Source organism: Streptococcus salivarius (assembly GCF_000785515.1).
GTDB classification, from domain to species: domain Bacteria; phylum Bacillota; class Bacilli; order Lactobacillales; family Streptococcaceae; genus Streptococcus; species Streptococcus salivarius.
Map to the genome: position 1 here is coordinate 1,256,685 of NZ_CP009913.1, position 15,183 is coordinate 1,271,867.

A 15,183-nucleotide genomic window follows, 5' to 3' on the forward strand; every position below is an offset into this window, starting at 1 on the left:
GCTTTATTGACCTTTCATAATGGCCACTCCTGACGAAGTACCAATACGGGTTGCACCAGCTTTGATAAAGGCTTTAGCCGCCTCAAGTGTACGTGCTCCACCAGATGCCTTGACTCCCATAATAGGACCAACAGCTTCTCGCATAAGTTCAATATCTTCAATGGTAGCACCACCAGTAGAAAACCCTGTAGATGTCTTCACAAAATCTGCACCTGCCAGTTTTGCTAATTGGCAAGCTTCGACCTTTTCTTCATCAGTCAATAGACAAGTTTCAATAATAACCTTCACAAGTTTTCTTCCACTAGCTTCAACAACAGCTTTAATATCGTCTTCAACTAATTTAAGATTTCTAGATTTAAGAGCACCGATATTGATTACCATATCAATTTCATCCGCCCCATTGGCAATAGCATCCTTGGCTTCAAAAGCCTTAACTGCAGAAGTCGATGCTCCCAAAGGAAAACCGATAACCGTACAAACTTTAACAGAACTATCTTTTAGCAATTCAGCTGCCGTTTTGACCCAAGTTGGATTAACACAGACGCTGGCAAACTCATACTTCTTAGCCTCATCAATTAAGGAAAGAATCTGTTCTTTATTAGCATCAGCTTTTAGTAAGGTATGGTCAATATAGCTATTAACAGACATAAACAAACTCCTTGATTAGGATTAAATTAAGTGTTAGCGAATTATTTTTAATATTTCTGTCGTTTCTTTACATTCACTACCCATAATAACATTTTTTTCGAATTCAGTCAGCATTTTTTCAGATAAAATTTCTTGGCTATAGACCTTGGCAATAAGGTCTCCCTGAGTCACAGAATCGCCAACTTTCTTTTCAAATACAATTCCTGTTTCATAATTAAGACTATCTGACTTCGTAGCTCGACCTGCTCCTAATTGCATAGCAAATTTTCCAAATGCCATTGCAGGTAACTCTTTAATGTAACCTGTTTCATGAGCATGAATATCTGTCACGACAGGAGCACTGCTATGACGATAAAGATCAGTCAAATCACCACCTTGAGCTTGAATGAGTTCTTCAAACTTAGCAAGGGCTTTTCCACCCACTAAGTGCTGACGAATCTCTTCCTGACTAGCTTCAACCTGAGCCAAATCTAATAGAATCTCAGCCAACTCACAGATAAAGTCAGTGATATCTTCACGTCCCTTACCTTGCATAATTTCAATAGCCTCTGTGATTTCTAAACGGTTACCAATAGCCTTACCTAGTGGCTGGCTCATATCTGTAATAACTGCAATCGTTTCACGATTGACCTCATGACCTAGTGCAACCATGGTTTCAGACAACTTCTCAGCGTCAGACATATTTTTCATAAAAGCGCCTTGACCAACAGTAACATCCAGTAAAATCTTATCAGCGCCTGCTGCAATCTTTTTGGACATAACAGAGCTTGCGATTAGAGGAATGGAATCTACTGTTGCAGTGACATCACGCAAGGCATAAAGAAGTTTATCAGCCTTAACCAAATGCTCAGACTGACCAATAAGGGAAATCCCAATGTCTTTAACTTGCTGAATGAATTCTTTCTTACTACGCTCAACCTGATAGCCTTTGATAGACTCTAATTTGTCAATCGTTCCACCTGTGTGTCCGAGACCACGACCACTCATCTTAGCCACTGGAACACCAAAGCTAGCTACAAGCGGCATCAGAATGATGGTTACCTTATCACCAACACCTCCGGTCGAATGTTTATCTACCTTAACACCTGGAATTTCTGACAAATCATATTGTTCACCTGAAGCAACCATATCAGTGGTCAAATCATGGATTTCACGAATAGACATACCTTGATAATAAATCGCCATCGCCAAAGCAGCTATCTGATAGTCTGGTATTTCCCCAGACACATAGCCATTAATGAGATATGAAATTTCCTCTGTGCTTAACTCGCCACCATCTCTTTTCTTTTCAATTAAATCAACTGTTCTCATAATTTCTCACTTCTAAGGATATAATATCCTTTAGCCTTTTTAACGACTTCAGCATTACCAAACACATCCTCCATCTTAGCCTTAGCTGACGGAGCACCTTGTTTTTTCTGAATAACAATAGTTAGGTTACCACCTTGATTGAGATAATCATATGCCTCCTCGATAACTTGATGAACCACCTTCTTGCCCGCACGGATAGGTGGATTAGAAATAATATAGTCAAAACTTCCAGTGACATTTTCATAGATATTTGATTGGAAGATAGTAGCTTCAACCTTATTTCGTTGAGCATTTTGTCTAGCTAAATCAATCGCCCTACTATTGATGTCGATCATAGTGACTTTAACTCCTTGGACCTTGGCTAAACTGATACCGAGAGGACCATAGCCACAACCCACATCTAAAAGCGTTTTGCCAGCTTCCAAATCCAATGCACTCAAAAGCACTTGACTCCCAAAATCAATCATTTTTTTAGAGAAAACCCCAGCATCTGTATAAAACTGAAAACTTTCTCCTAATAAATTAACCTTTAAATCATGAATATCATGAGCCGCATCTGGCGTCTCAGCATAATACATTTTTGACATTATTTTTTCCTTCTAGATAGTACTTTTTCTTTATCGTATCATAAATAGCAAAGTAAGGCTAGTGAAATGACAAGGCTTACATTCGACCTTTTTTTTCTGCTATAATATTATTTATGCTAAATGAATTTATCAATTTCGAAACGATATCACGCAAGGAATGGCAACGCCTTCATAAAGAGGACAATGCCCCATTGACTGCAGAAGAACTGGATTCCATTCGAAGCCTTAATGATAAGATTGATGTGCAAGAAGTTAGTGACATTTATCTTCCCCTTATCAATCTCATTCGTATCTATCAGAAAACTGCCAACGATCTAACCTTTTCTAAGAGTATCTTTTTACAAAAATCACAGACTAACCGTCCATTTATTATTGGGGTATCTGGTTCAGTTGCTGTTGGCAAATCCACTACCAGTCGTTTGCTTCAACTCTTGTTGCAGCGTACCTTTCCCCAATCTAATGTTGAACTTGTGACAACTGATGGCTTTCTCTATCCTAACCAAACCTTGAAAGAAAAAGGCATCCTTAATCGTAAGGGCTTCCCTGAGTCCTACGATATGCCACTTCTTCTCAACTTTTTAGATACTATAAAAAATGGTGGTGATGTCAATATTCCTGTTTACTCTCATGAAATTTATGATATTGTACCAGGACTTACCCAAGAAATCAGACAGCCTAATTTTTTAATTGTCGAAGGGATTAATGTTTTCCAGAACCCTATTAACCAACGGCTCTACATGAGTGACTATTTCGATTTTTCTCTCTTCATTGACGCTGAAGTTAATAATATCGAATCCTGGTATCTCGAACGTTTTCAAACCCTTCTTGAGCTCGCCAAAAAAGATGAAAACAACTACTACCATCGTTTCACTAAATTTAGTAAGGATGAAGCTTTATCTTTAGCACAAAAAACCTGGCGTGATATCAATTTGGTTAACCTGGAAAATTATATCGAACCTACACGAAGTCGAGCTGAACTGATTCTTCACAAGGGAGACAATCATAAAATCGACTTCATCCACTTAAAAAAATAGAAAAAGCTTGCCAAGGGGCCTAAAATAACGTATAATGACATAGTTAGATAAATTTTGGAGGTGAAAACATTGGCAAATATTAAATCAGCTATCAAACGCGCTGAACTTAACGTTAAACAAAACGAAAAAAACTCAGCTCAAAAATCAGCTTTGCGTACTGCTATTAAAGCATTCAACGCTAACCCAACTGAAGAAGCTTACCGTGCTGCATCAGCTAGCATCGATAAAGCCGCTTCTAAAGGTTTGATTCATAAAAACAAAGCAAGCCGCGATAAATCACGTCTTGCAGCTAAATTGGCTAACTAATTGAAAGCTCCATTTAGGAGTTTTTTTATTACCTAAAAAACCTGCTAGATTATCGTCTAGCAGGTTTTCTTTATTAATTAAACTCCGGTGATCTTAACTTCAAAAATCGTTCCCTTTGGTTGATTATCTTTAACAACAATTGTTCCTTTAAGGGCTAAAACAATTTGTTGCGCTAGGGATAAGCCAAGTCCAAACCCACCTTTTTGTCTGGTTCTAGCCTTATCTACGCGATAAAATCGATCAAAGATTTTTTTCTTATCACTATCTGATATTCCAGGACCATTATCAGCTACAGAAATATAAAGATGCCGGTCATTAGTGCGGACAGTAAAGGTAACATGTCCGTCATCTTCCGTATATTTAATCGCATTATCAAATAAGATGGTCATTAACTGTTTCAATAACGTTTTATCAGTCTGGATTGGACGACCAACTTGGTTTTGAGCCGTGAAACCTTTCTCATTTTCTTCTGCAATCATGGCATAGTTGGTAAAGACTGTATCAAAGAAAGCAGGTTCTAAGGTTTCGATTTCTGGTTTAATACCATCGTCACGACGAGCCAAGTTCAAAAGATTAGTCGTCAAAAGACGCATGTTGCGTACTTCATCAAGACTTGAAGCAATATTCTCTGAATTATCTAGAATGGTGCTCTCAGGCTTGCGGAAAAGAACTTCTAATCTGTTTTGAATCACAGCAAGCGGTGTCCGTAACTCATGGCTAGCATTCTCAACAAAAGCCTTCTGCTTCTCCAAGCTTTCCTGGATAGGACGTCTTGACCACTTAGCCAAATACATACTAGCCGCAACAGATAAAAGCCAGAAGAAACTCATCATGATGACAATTAGCTTAACATAACGTTCAGTGGCTTCTTCCAATTGAGTTGTATTAATCGCAATAACAAGGTACTTAGCATCAGGATAGAGGCTATTATCTACTTTTTCAGTAATCAGACGGTACTTTTCCGTTTGATCGAAATAATTCTGAGCACTTCCCTTGCTGATAACATCAATGTTATTTTTGTCTATTGGTAAATTGGATAAGCTTGAAAATTTATCAACAACATTAAGGACTTTTCCATTCTTATCAAGTACCAAGACACTAGTATTTGCCGCAACAGATAAATCGTGAGGGGTATCTTCAATTTTTGATTTCTTCTTAGGCTCTTTCTTAGAGCCACTCGAGTCAGGTGTTTCAGCTGTCGACTCTTTAGTATCATAGGCTTGGTAAATGGTTGTCGTATTATTTTGATCTACCTCAGAAGTCAGAAAAAGTTCCCGTTTTAGCATTTCCATTTCTAAATAAGAATTGGTTTTAGTGGCTGCCATTTTCAGACTAGAGTCCACATTGGAATAAACGCCGTAACTCAGAATCTGCAAAATCATGACAGTCATGATAAGGAAAATACCAGAAAAAGTGGCAAAGAAATGAATGAACGACTTAAATCCGTCTGACTTGATTCTCCTAAAGAGATAATTGAAAAATTTAGTCAGCATTCTTCAAAATATACCCCACACTTCTCAAGGTTTGGAGATTGGCAGCAAAGTCTGTTCCTTTAAGTTTCTTACGAATTTTAGAAACATAAACCTCAACAACTGATACTGTGGTATCACTATCAAATCCCCAAAGACGGTCAAAAATTTGTGACTTAGGCAAAATTACGTTTTGATTTTGTAAGAAGTAAACTAATAAATCAAACTCTTTACCAAGAAGTTCTACTTCTTTATCCCCCACAAAGGTTGAATTTGTAGCAAGATTGACACGAACATCACCAAAAGAAAGTGTGTTTTGGTCAAATTTACCAGATCGTTTCAAAAGTGCTTGAATACGCATCTTCAACTCTTCTAAATAGAAAGGTTTGGTTAGATAGTCGTCTGCACCCAGTTCAAAGCCATGACCCTTATCATCTAGACTTTCCTTAGCCGTCATGATAAGTACAGGAGTTGTTACACCTTTTTCACGTAATTCTCTAAGAACCGTGAAACCATCTTTTTCAGGTAACATAAGGTCTAAAAGAATCAAATCATAGACGCCACTTTCAGCTTCGTAGAGACCTTCATCTCCATCAAAGACTTGCATCACATCAGCAAAGTCATCTAAAAAATCAAAAACTGAGTTCGACAAACTCAAATCATCTTCTACTAGTAGTATTTTAATCATAGTTATCTCCCTTGTTAGGTGTCAAAGATACAAATAACACTTTGACTAAGTTTTATCATTATATCTAAAATAGACGTAATCATCTAGTGCTTTGATCTTATTTTATTTAGATTTAGTCTACTAAACTTTCCTTAAGTTTTTCATAACTCTAACAAAAAAACAGCACCAATAGGTACTGTTTATATCGATATTTCTTCTTAGAACAAACCAACAGCTGTTCCGTCTTCAGCTACGTCCATCTTGAGGGCTGCTGGTGCTTTTGGAAGACCAGGCATTGTCATGACGTCTCCTGTAAGAGCTACGATAAATCCAGCACCTGTTTTAGGAACAAATTCACGGATAGTGATATCAAAACCTTCTGGTGCTCCAAGTAAGAATTGGTTATCTGAGAAGCTATATTGTGTTTTAGCCATACATACTGGCAATTTATCCCAACCGAATTCTGCAAATTGTTTGAGTTGGTTCTTAGCTTTTTTCTCGAAGACAACTGATTTACCACCATAGATTTCAGTAACAATCTTAGTGATTTTTTCTTCCAAGCTATCATCATCAGAATAAAGACGTTTATAGTCGGCATTACCATTTTCAACAGCATCAACTACTGCGTTGGCAAGGTCAATACCACCATCAGCACCATTAGCCCAAACGCTAGCCAATTCAACAGGAACATCGATTTCTGCACAAAGTTCTTTAAGGGCTGCAATTTCAGCTTCTGTATCAGCAACAAACTCGTTAATAGCAACGACTGCTGGAAGACCAAATTTACGAACGTTTTCTACATGACGTTTCAAGTTTGCGAAGCCATCACGAACGGCCTGAACATTTTCTTCAGAGAGGTCAGTTTTGGCTACCCCACCGTGCATTTTGAGAGCACGAAGTGTTGCAACAATAACAACGGCATCAGGAGTTGTTGGGAGGTTTGGAGTCTTGATATCAAGGAATTTTTCAGCACCAAGGTCAGCACCGAAACCTGCTTCAGTAATCGTATAATCAGCCAAACGAAGAGCTGTAGCTGTAGCTAGAACTGAGTTACATCCGTGAGCGATGTTGGCAAATGGACCACCGTGTACCAAGGCTGGTGTCCCATAAATTGTCTGTACCAAGTTTGGTTTGATGGCATCTTTAAGAATAAGGGTAAGCGCACCTTCAATTTCAAGATCACGTACATAAACTGGTGTACGATCATAACGGTAGGCAACTACAATATTTGCCAAACGTTCTTTAAGGTCATTAATATCAGTAGCCAAGCAAAGAATCGCCATGATTTCAGACGCAACAGTAATATCAAAACCATCTTCACGTGGAATACCATTAAGTGGTCCGCCAAGACCAACGTTTACATGACGAAGCGCACGGTCATTAAGGTCAACCACACGTTTCCAAATGATACGGCGTTGGTCAATGCCGAGAGCATTTCCTTGATGAATATGGTTGTCAAGAAGGGCTGACAAAGCATTATTCGCTGTAGTAATAGCGTGCATATCCCCTGTGAAGTGGAGGTTGATATCTTCCATCGGAAGCACTTGAGCGTAACCACCACCTGCAGCACCACCTTTGATTCCCATAACCGGACCAAGTGATGGTTCACGAAGGGCAATCATTGTTTTCTTACCAATTTTGTTAAGAGCATCTGCAAGACCAATTGACATGGTTGATTTCCCTTCACCAGCTGGTGTTGGGTTGATAGCTGTCACCAAAATCAATTTTCCTGGCTTATTGTCTTTGACAGCATTGATTTTATCAAATGACAATTTTGCCTTATATTTTCCGTAGAGTTCCAAATCGTCAAAGCCGATTCCAACTTTTTCAACTACTTCTGTGATTGGTTTTAATTCTACACTTTGAGCAATTTCGATATCTGTTTTCATGAGACACTCCTCTATATTTTTCTAGAATCTATTATATCAGAGTTTGATAAAAAACGCATTATTTTTGGTTAATTACTTTTCAATGTTCGGTTTTTGTTTTGTTATAAATCGTTATAACTTTAATTTATAGGGGTACGCCTCAAAAATACTTACTTTTTATTTACTAAAGACCCAATTTTTAGTACAATACTACTATGAAAATTTTGATTACATCGGGTGGTACCACTGAAAAGATTGATGCTGTACGTGGAATCACAAACCATTCAACAGGTTATCTAGGAAAGGAAATCGCTGAACTTTTCTTGGCTAAGGGTCACCAAGTAACCTTAGTAACGACCAAGACAGCGGTTAAACCAGAACCGAAAGAAAATCTAAAGATTACAGAAATTACGAACGTAGAAAGTCTTCTCAAAAAGATGGAGCCACTCGTCAAAGAGCACGATGTTCTTATACATAGTATGGCAGTCTCTGATTATACTCCTATTTATATGACGGATTTTGCTGAACTGGAGGACACCGAAGATCTCGCTCAATTCTTGCATAAATCTAACACTGAAAGCAAGATATCATCGGCTTCTGATTATCAGGTTCTTTTTCTTAAAAAAACACCGAAGGTCATTAGCCTCGTCAAACAATGGAATCCTGATATTCAATTGATTGGCTTCAAACTTTTGGTTAATGTAAGTAAAGAAGAGCTTTTTGAGGTTGCTCGTGCAAGTCTGAAACACAACAAAGCTGATATTATTGTTGCCAACGACTTGAGTGACATTACTCCAAATCAGCATATTGCCTATCTTGTTGACGAAAAAAACGAGGAGAAAGTTACGACTAAATCTGCGATTGCTCGAGCCTTATTTGAAAGGATATGCCATGACTAAACGTATCATCCTTGCTGTTTCAGGATCAATATCTGCCTATAAAGCAGCTGATCTAACAAGTAGGTTAAAGAAAAAAGGTTATGACGTTCACGTCATTATGACTGAAGCTGCTCAAGCCTTTATCACCCCTCTGACACTTCAAGTCCTTTCGAAGAACCCTGTTCACACTGATGTCATGGAAGAAAAATTGGCTGAACGTATTAATCATATTGACTTAGGTAAAGAAGCTGACCTCTTTGTTGTAGCTCCAGCTTCAGCAAATACCATTGCCAAATTAGCATATGGTCTAGCCGATAATATGCTTACTGCTACTGCTTTAGCTTTACCTAGCACCACCCCAAAACTAATTGCCCCTGCAATGAATACGAAAATGTATGAAAATCCACTGACTAAGAAGAATCTAAATACTTTGCATGACCTTGGCTACCAAGAAATTCTTCCAAAATCAGGTTTACTGGCTTGTGGAGATACAGGACGTGGTGCCTTAGCTGATATTGATGACATTATTGAATCCATTGACAATGCTTTAACAAAATAGCCTTGCAGAGAATAAAAAGGAGTTTATGATGAATAAGAAAAATAAAGCAAACCAAACGGCTCAGTTATCCCTCTTGATAGCTACAATGGTTGTAATCGAAGTACTCAGTCAAACCATCTTTGCTGCTTTTGTACTTCCAATCAAACCAACCCTAACCCATATCCCAGTTATTATCGCTAGCATCGTCTACGGTCCTAAAATTGGAGCTTATTTGGGTGGCTTCATGGGAATTATGAGTATTATTCGAAACACTGTTATCTATACGGTTAGTAGCTATCTCTTTAGTCCTTTTGTTGAAGGGGGAACTTGGGCATCTGCAGTCATTGCCATCGTTCCTCGTATCCTGATCGGTATTTTCCCTTACTTTGTCTACAAATTACTTCAAAACCGTCTAGGTCTGATGCTATCTGGGGTTTTAGGTGCTTTCACAAATACATTTTTCGTACTTCTCGGCATCTATTTCCTAATCCCTAACTTCTACACAGCAGGTGGCAAAACACTGATGGCAACCATTTTCACAACAAATTCGATTGCTGAAATGATTATCGCCGGTCTGTTAACTCTAAGTATCACACCAGTGTTACTGCGATTGAAAAAATAAAGAAAAAACATGGTAATTACCATGTTTTTTTTCTTTAATTATGGTATAATGTAAGCGTTTAAAAATATAAAGGAGATTGCTATGTCTTACACTGAAAATTATCAAAAATGGCTCGACTTTGCTGAATTGCCTGCTTACCTTCGTGATGAGTTGGTCGCAATGGATGAAAAAACGAAAGAAGATGCCTTCTATACCAACCTTGAATTCGGTACAGCTGGTATGCGTGGATTGATTGGTGCCGGTACTAACCGCATTAACATTTACGTTGTTCGCCAAGCAACTGAAGGTTTGGCCCAATTGATTGACTCAAAAGGGGAAGAAGCTAAAAAACGTGGTGTTGCTATTGCTTACGATAGCCGTCACTTCTCTCCTGAGTTTGCTTTTGAATCTGCTCAAGTTTTGGCTGCTCATGGTATCAAATCTTATGTATTTGAAAGCCTACGTCCAACACCTGAATTGTCATTTGCTGTTCGTCATCTCCACACATTTGCTGGTATCATGGTAACAGCTAGCCACAACCCTGCTCCATTTAATGGTTACAAGGTATACGGTGAAGACGGTGGACAAATGCCACCTGCAGATGCCGATGCTTTGACAGATTACATCCGCGCTATCGAAAATCCATTCACTGTCCAATTGGCTGACCTTGAAGAAAGCAAAGCTAGCGGCTTGATTGAAGTTATCGGTGAAAACGTCGACGCTGAATACTTGAAAGAAGTCAAAGGCGTTAACATCAACCAAGACTTGATCAATGAATACGGTCGCGACATGAAGATTGTCTACACACCACTTCATGGTACCGGCGAAATGTTGGCTCGTCGTGCCCTTGCCCAAGCTGGATTTGAAGCAGTTCAAGTTGTTGAAGCTCAAGCCGTTCCAGATGCTGACTTCTCAACCGTTAAATCTCCAAACCCTGAAAGCCAAGCTGCCTTTGCTCTTGCTGAAGAACTTGGTCGCAAAGTAGACGCTGATGTATTGGTTGCAACTGACCCAGATGCTGACCGCCTTGGTGTTGAAATCCGCCAACCAGATGGTTCTTACCTCAACCTTTCTGGTAACCAAATCGGAGCTATCATTGCTAAATATATTCTTGAAGCTCACAAAACAGCTGGTACCCTTCCTGCCAATGCTGCCCTCTGTAAATCAATCGTATCAACTGAGTTGGTTACTAAGATTGCAGAAAGCTACGGCGCAACTATGTTTAACGTCTTGACTGGTTTCAAATTTATCGGTGAAAAAATTCATGAATTTGAAACACAACACAACCACACTTACATGCTTGGTTTCGAAGAAAGCTTCGGTTACCTCATCAAACCATTCGTACGTGACAAAGACGCTATCCAAGCTGTTCTTATCGTTGCTGAAATCGCTGCTTACTACCGTTCACGTGGCATGACTTTGGCAGACGGTATCGAAGAAATCTACAAACAATATGGTTACTTCGCAGAAAAAACTATCTCTGTTACCCTTTCAGGTGTTGACGGAGCTGCTGAAATCAAGAAAATCATGGATAAATTCCGTGACAATGCTCCTAAACAATTCAACAACACAGACATTGCTAAGACAGAAGACTTCTTGGAACAAACAGCTACTACTGCTGACGGCGTTGAAAAATTAACAACTCCTCCAAGTAACGTACTTAAATACATCTTGGCTGATGATTCATGGTTTGCCGTTCGTCCTTCAGGTACAGAACCAAAAATCAAATTCTACATTGCTACAGTTGGTGAATCTGAAGCAGATGCTAAAGAAAAAATTGCTAACATCGAAGCAGAAATCAATGCTTTCGTAGGCGAATAATACTTAAGACTTAGAGCTAAGCTCTAAGTCTTTTTTATACATGACAATACTAGGATTACGTAAGCAAGTCACCTTTTTCATACTAAAACTACGAAACCCCCTATAGATTGATCTATAGGGGGTATTTTTATGATTCAATTATAGAGCGCCAACTTGTGAATGATGCTTAAACAAGGAATGAGTAGCTTCATGAATATGACGAGCAGTTTCTGCATTATTCATGGTATAGAGGTGAACGCCTGCAACATCTTGAGTAACAAGGTCGACAATCTGGTCAATAGCATAGGCAAGACCTGCCGCTCTAAGTGACTCAGGATCATGTTCATACTTATCCAAAATGGCACGGAACTTACGTGGCAAATGGATATTTTCACAAGTCTTAAGCAAACGTAGAGCTTGGTTACGATTCAAGATAGGCATAATTCCAGCATGAATTGGTACGTCAATGCCAGCCAAGGTACATTTATCTTGAAAATCATAGAAACGCTCATTATCAAAGAAGAGTTGGGTTACAAGGCTAGAACAACCTGCATCAACCTTTTTCTTGAGGTTTTGGATATCAGAGATTTGATTTGCTGAATCGGGATGCCCTTCAGGATAGCAGGCACCGATGATATCAAATTGAGGAGCTTGGTCCTTGATAAACTCAATCAAATCAGTTGCATATCTAAAATCTTTAAGAGGTTCAACACCTGGGATAATATCGCCACGTAGGGCTAAGATACGGTGTACACCAACAGCATCCAAGTCACGTAAGGTATCAGCAACCTTTTCTTTACTCAAATAGATAGCTGGAAGGTGAGCAATCGTTGGGATAGCTAGGTCATTTTGAATATGATCTGCCAAAGGAACCGTCGTCTCTTTGATATTATATTTGTTATTACTAGCTGTCACACTGATAAAGTGTGGGGCCAATCCTTGCATATCCTCGAGGGCACGTAGAATTTTTTCATTACCCACTGCTGGGTTGGGTGGAAATACTTCAAAAGAGAGTGATGGTGTTTGGCTTGTCATATTTTATACCTTCTTCTTTTTAGATTTTTGTTAAGACAAAAGCAGTTTTAAGTGCCTACTGACTTCATAAGTAGCGTACACTTGTTAATCATAGCCTGCTTGCAAAAATCTTTAGAATATTATTAGCTATTGAAAACCTTCTACACTTAAGGAAGAAGGTCTTCAACGTATGATAACTTCTGCTTACAAGTTTTCGCGAGCTGCTTTTGCAGCTTCTACAAGCTTGATTAAGCTTTCTTTAGTTTCTTTGATTCCGCGAGTCTTCAAACCACAGTCAGGGTTAATCCAGACTTTACCACTTGGTACTTTAGCCAAGATTGCTTCGATAGTGTGGTCAATTTCACCGTCTTGTGGGACACGTGGTGAGTGGATATCGTAAACCCCAGGTCCAACTTCTGTTTGGAAGTTTTGTGCTTTAAGTTCATCCAAGATTTCAAGATTTGAACGACTAGCTTCAAATGAGATAACGTCAGCATCCAAGTTGTCGATGGCTGGAATGATATCTGTAAATTCTGAGTAACACATGTGAGTGTGGATTTGTGTGTCTGGTGCTACAGTTGAGTGTACCAAACGGAAAGCTGGAATTGCCCAGTCGAGGTAATCCTCATACCAGTCACTACGACGGAGTGGCAATTTTTCACGAAGAGCAGCTTCGTCAATTTGGATAATTTTCACGCCTGCAGCTTCAAGGTCAAGCACTTCGTCTTTGATTGCAAGAGCAATTTGAAGAGTTGAATCCTTAATAGAGATGTCCTCACGTGGGAATGACCAGTTAAGGATAGTTACAGGTCCAGTCAACATACCTTTAACAGGTTTGTCTGTACGGCTTTGTGCGTAGCTAGACCATTTAACAGTGATTGGGTTAAGACGAGTGACATCACCCCAAATGATTGGTGGTTTAACCCCACGCATACCGTATGATTGAACCCAACCATTTTTAGAGAAGAGGTAACCTGACAAGTTCTGACCGAAGTACTCAACCATGTCATTACGTTCAAACTCACCATGAACAAGAACGTCAAATCCAACTTCTTCTTGCCATTTAATCCATTCATCAGTGATTTCAGCAAGGAAAGCATCGTATTCTTCTTGTGACAATTCATTCTTACGGAAAGCCAAACGTTTAGCACGAACTTCCTTAGTTTGAGGGAATGAACCGATAGTTGTTGTTGGAAGCAATGGAAGTTTGAAAGCATCCTTTTGAATCGCTTCACGTTCTGCAAACGCTGGCAAACGAGTGTAATCAGCTTCAGTCAAACCTGCAATACGAGCACGAAGCTCAGCATTTTCACCAACACGCTCAGTCGCAAAGAGTTCTTTGTTAGCAGCAAGGGCTTCTGCACCTTGACCATTGCGGATGGCATCCAAGTCACGCAATTCACCCAATTTTTCAACCGCAAAGGCGAAGTGGTCCAAAATAGCTGGTTCAAAATCTTCATTAGCAGTTGTAAATGGTACATGGAGAAGTGAGCAAGAGGTTGTCAAAACAACATTTTCAGCTGGAACTTGTTCAAGAATTGCAAGGCTCTTCTCGTAGTTGTTACGCCAGATGTTTTTACCATTGACGATACCGGCATAGAGAATCTTATCAGCTGGGAAACCACCTTTAACCAATTCAAGAGTTTTCTTACCTTCAACAAAGTCAAGACCAATACCATCAACTGGCAAGTTCACAAGGTCATTGTAGATATCACGAACATCACCAAAGTAAGTTTGAATCAAAACTTCAAGGCCTTTCTTATCAGCCAAGAGCTTGTTGTAGAGGTTCAAGAAGAGAGCTTTTTCTTCAGATGTCAAATCTTTAACAAGAGCTGGCTCATCGAGTTGAATACGAGTAGCACCAAGCTCTGCCAATTTTGCAAAAACATCTTGGTATGCAGAAACAAAGCTATCTACGAAGTCTTCAGCTTTTACACCATCTTCAAAGTCAGACAATTGAAGGAATGTGAATGGTCCAACCACAACTGGACGTGTATTAAGACCCAATTCTTTTGCTTCTTGGTACTCATCAAAAATCTTGTGACCAGCAAGTTTAACTTCTGTTGTTTTTTCAAATTTAGGAACGATGTAATGGTAGTTAGTATTAAACCATTTTTTCATAGGAAGGGCACGTACATCCCCTTTTTCACCTTGGTAACCACGCGCCAAAGCGAAGTAACGTTCAAGATCAGACAAGTCCAAGTTTTGAACAGATTCAGGTACGACGTTGAAAAGGAAAGCTGCATCAAGGAAGTTATCGTAATGTGAAAAATCATTTGAAGGAATTTCAGTGATCCCCTTCTCTTTAACAATATTCCAGTGTTTTGCACGCAAGTCTTTGGCTGCTGCTAAAAGTTCATCTGCAGTAATTTCATTTCTAAAGTATTTTTCTGTTGTAAATTTTAATTCGCGGAATTCACCCAAACGTGGGAAACCAATGATAGTAGTTGACATCTTGTGTC

Annotated in this window: 14 protein-coding genes; 6 read left to right on the top strand and 8 right to left on the bottom strand. The window is 39.1% G+C overall.

Going from position 1 to position 15,183, the window contains the following annotated elements:
• Nucleotides 1-3 precede the first annotated feature (3 nt).
• From deoC to SSAL8618_RS06070, 3 genes are read right to left on the bottom strand one after another with little or no spacing between them, the layout of a single operon-like run.
• Nucleotides 4-648, bottom strand: coding sequence for a deoxyribose-phosphate aldolase (gene deoC / locus SSAL8618_RS06060; protein ID WP_014634599.1), 645 nt, complete (start codon nt 646-648; stop codon nt 4-6).
• Between the two features lie 33 nt (nt 649-681).
• Complete coding sequence (locus tag SSAL8618_RS06065) at nt 682-1,959, bottom strand: pyrimidine-nucleoside phosphorylase (RefSeq protein WP_014634600.1); 1,278 nt, start codon at nt 1,957-1,959, stop codon at nt 682-684.
• Nucleotides 1,956-2,546, bottom strand: a complete 591-nt coding sequence (locus SSAL8618_RS06070) for a class I SAM-dependent methyltransferase (protein WP_014633038.1) — start codon at nt 2,544-2,546, stop codon at nt 1,956-1,958. Before SSAL8618_RS06070 ends, SSAL8618_RS06065 begins: the two co-directional genes overlap by 4 nt.
• Nucleotides 2,547-2,659: 113 nt before the next feature.
• Here SSAL8618_RS06070 and coaA point away from each other — a divergent pair, with 113 nt between their 5' ends.
• Nucleotides 2,660-3,580 (top strand): type I pantothenate kinase, encoded by a 921-nt coding sequence (gene coaA, locus SSAL8618_RS06075; protein ID WP_038676170.1) that lies wholly within the window; start codon nt 2,660-2,662, stop codon nt 3,578-3,580.
• 69 nt (nt 3,581-3,649) lie between these two features.
• Nucleotides 3,650-3,886, top strand: coding sequence for a 30S ribosomal protein S20 (rpsT, locus tag SSAL8618_RS06080; protein ID WP_004182129.1), 237 nt, complete (start codon nt 3,650-3,652; stop codon nt 3,884-3,886).
• A 77-nt stretch (nt 3,887-3,963) separates the two neighbouring features.
• Here the strand turns inward: rpsT and SSAL8618_RS06085 are convergent, their stop codons facing one another.
• From SSAL8618_RS06085 to SSAL8618_RS06095, 3 genes are all read right to left on the bottom strand, one after another.
• Nucleotides 3,964-5,379, bottom strand: coding sequence for a sensor histidine kinase (locus SSAL8618_RS06085; RefSeq protein WP_004182392.1), 1,416 nt, complete (start codon nt 5,377-5,379; stop codon nt 3,964-3,966).
• On the bottom strand, nt 5,369-6,043 hold the full coding sequence (locus SSAL8618_RS06090) for a response regulator transcription factor (protein ID WP_002891134.1): 675 nt from the start codon (nt 6,041-6,043) through the stop codon (nt 5,369-5,371). The genes SSAL8618_RS06085 and SSAL8618_RS06090 overlap by 11 nt, the downstream gene beginning before the upstream one ends.
• Nucleotides 6,044-6,240: 197 nt before the next feature.
• Nucleotides 6,241-7,911: a formate--tetrahydrofolate ligase gene (locus SSAL8618_RS06095; protein ID WP_004182072.1), complete on the bottom strand. Its 1,671-nt coding sequence runs from the start codon at nt 7,909-7,911 to the stop codon at nt 6,241-6,243.
• Between the two features lie 194 nt (nt 7,912-8,105).
• Here SSAL8618_RS06095 and SSAL8618_RS06100 point away from each other — a divergent pair, with 194 nt between their 5' ends.
• The 4 genes from SSAL8618_RS06100 to SSAL8618_RS06115 all read left to right on the top strand — a co-directional run bounded on the left by SSAL8618_RS06100 (nt 8,106) and on the right by SSAL8618_RS06115 (nt 11,728).
• Nucleotides 8,106-8,789 carry a phosphopantothenate--cysteine ligase gene (locus SSAL8618_RS06100; RefSeq protein ID WP_022496696.1) on the top strand — a complete coding sequence of 228 codons (684 nt, stop codon included), beginning with the start codon at nt 8,106-8,108 and terminating at the stop codon, nt 8,787-8,789.
• The gene (coaC, locus tag SSAL8618_RS06105; RefSeq protein ID WP_022496697.1) at nt 8,782-9,327 is read left to right on the top strand and encodes a phosphopantothenoylcysteine decarboxylase; all 546 of its coding nucleotides are present in this window, start codon (nt 8,782-8,784) and stop codon (nt 9,325-9,327) included. Before SSAL8618_RS06100 ends, coaC begins: the two co-directional genes overlap by 8 nt.
• Nucleotides 9,328-9,355: 28 nt before the next feature.
• Nucleotides 9,356-9,928: an ECF transporter S component gene (locus tag SSAL8618_RS06110; protein WP_022496698.1), complete on the top strand. Its 573-nt coding sequence runs from the start codon at nt 9,356-9,358 to the stop codon at nt 9,926-9,928.
• An 81-nt stretch (nt 9,929-10,009) separates the two neighbouring features.
• Nucleotides 10,010-11,728: a phospho-sugar mutase gene (locus SSAL8618_RS06115; RefSeq protein ID WP_037611391.1), complete on the top strand. Its 1,719-nt coding sequence runs from the start codon at nt 10,010-10,012 to the stop codon at nt 11,726-11,728.
• A 138-nt stretch (nt 11,729-11,866) separates the two neighbouring features.
• Here the strand turns inward: SSAL8618_RS06115 and metF are convergent, their stop codons facing one another.
• Entirely contained in the window at nt 11,867-12,742 is an 876-nt protein-coding gene (metF, locus tag SSAL8618_RS06120; protein WP_022496700.1) for a methylenetetrahydrofolate reductase [NAD(P)H], read from the bottom strand.
• Between the two features lie 183 nt (nt 12,743-12,925).
• A complete protein-coding gene (gene metE / locus SSAL8618_RS06125) occupies nt 12,926-15,175 on the bottom strand; it encodes a 5-methyltetrahydropteroyltriglutamate--homocysteine S-methyltransferase (RefSeq protein WP_038676172.1) in 2,250 nt (749 codons plus the stop codon).
• Nucleotides 15,176-15,183 lie beyond the last annotated feature (8 nt).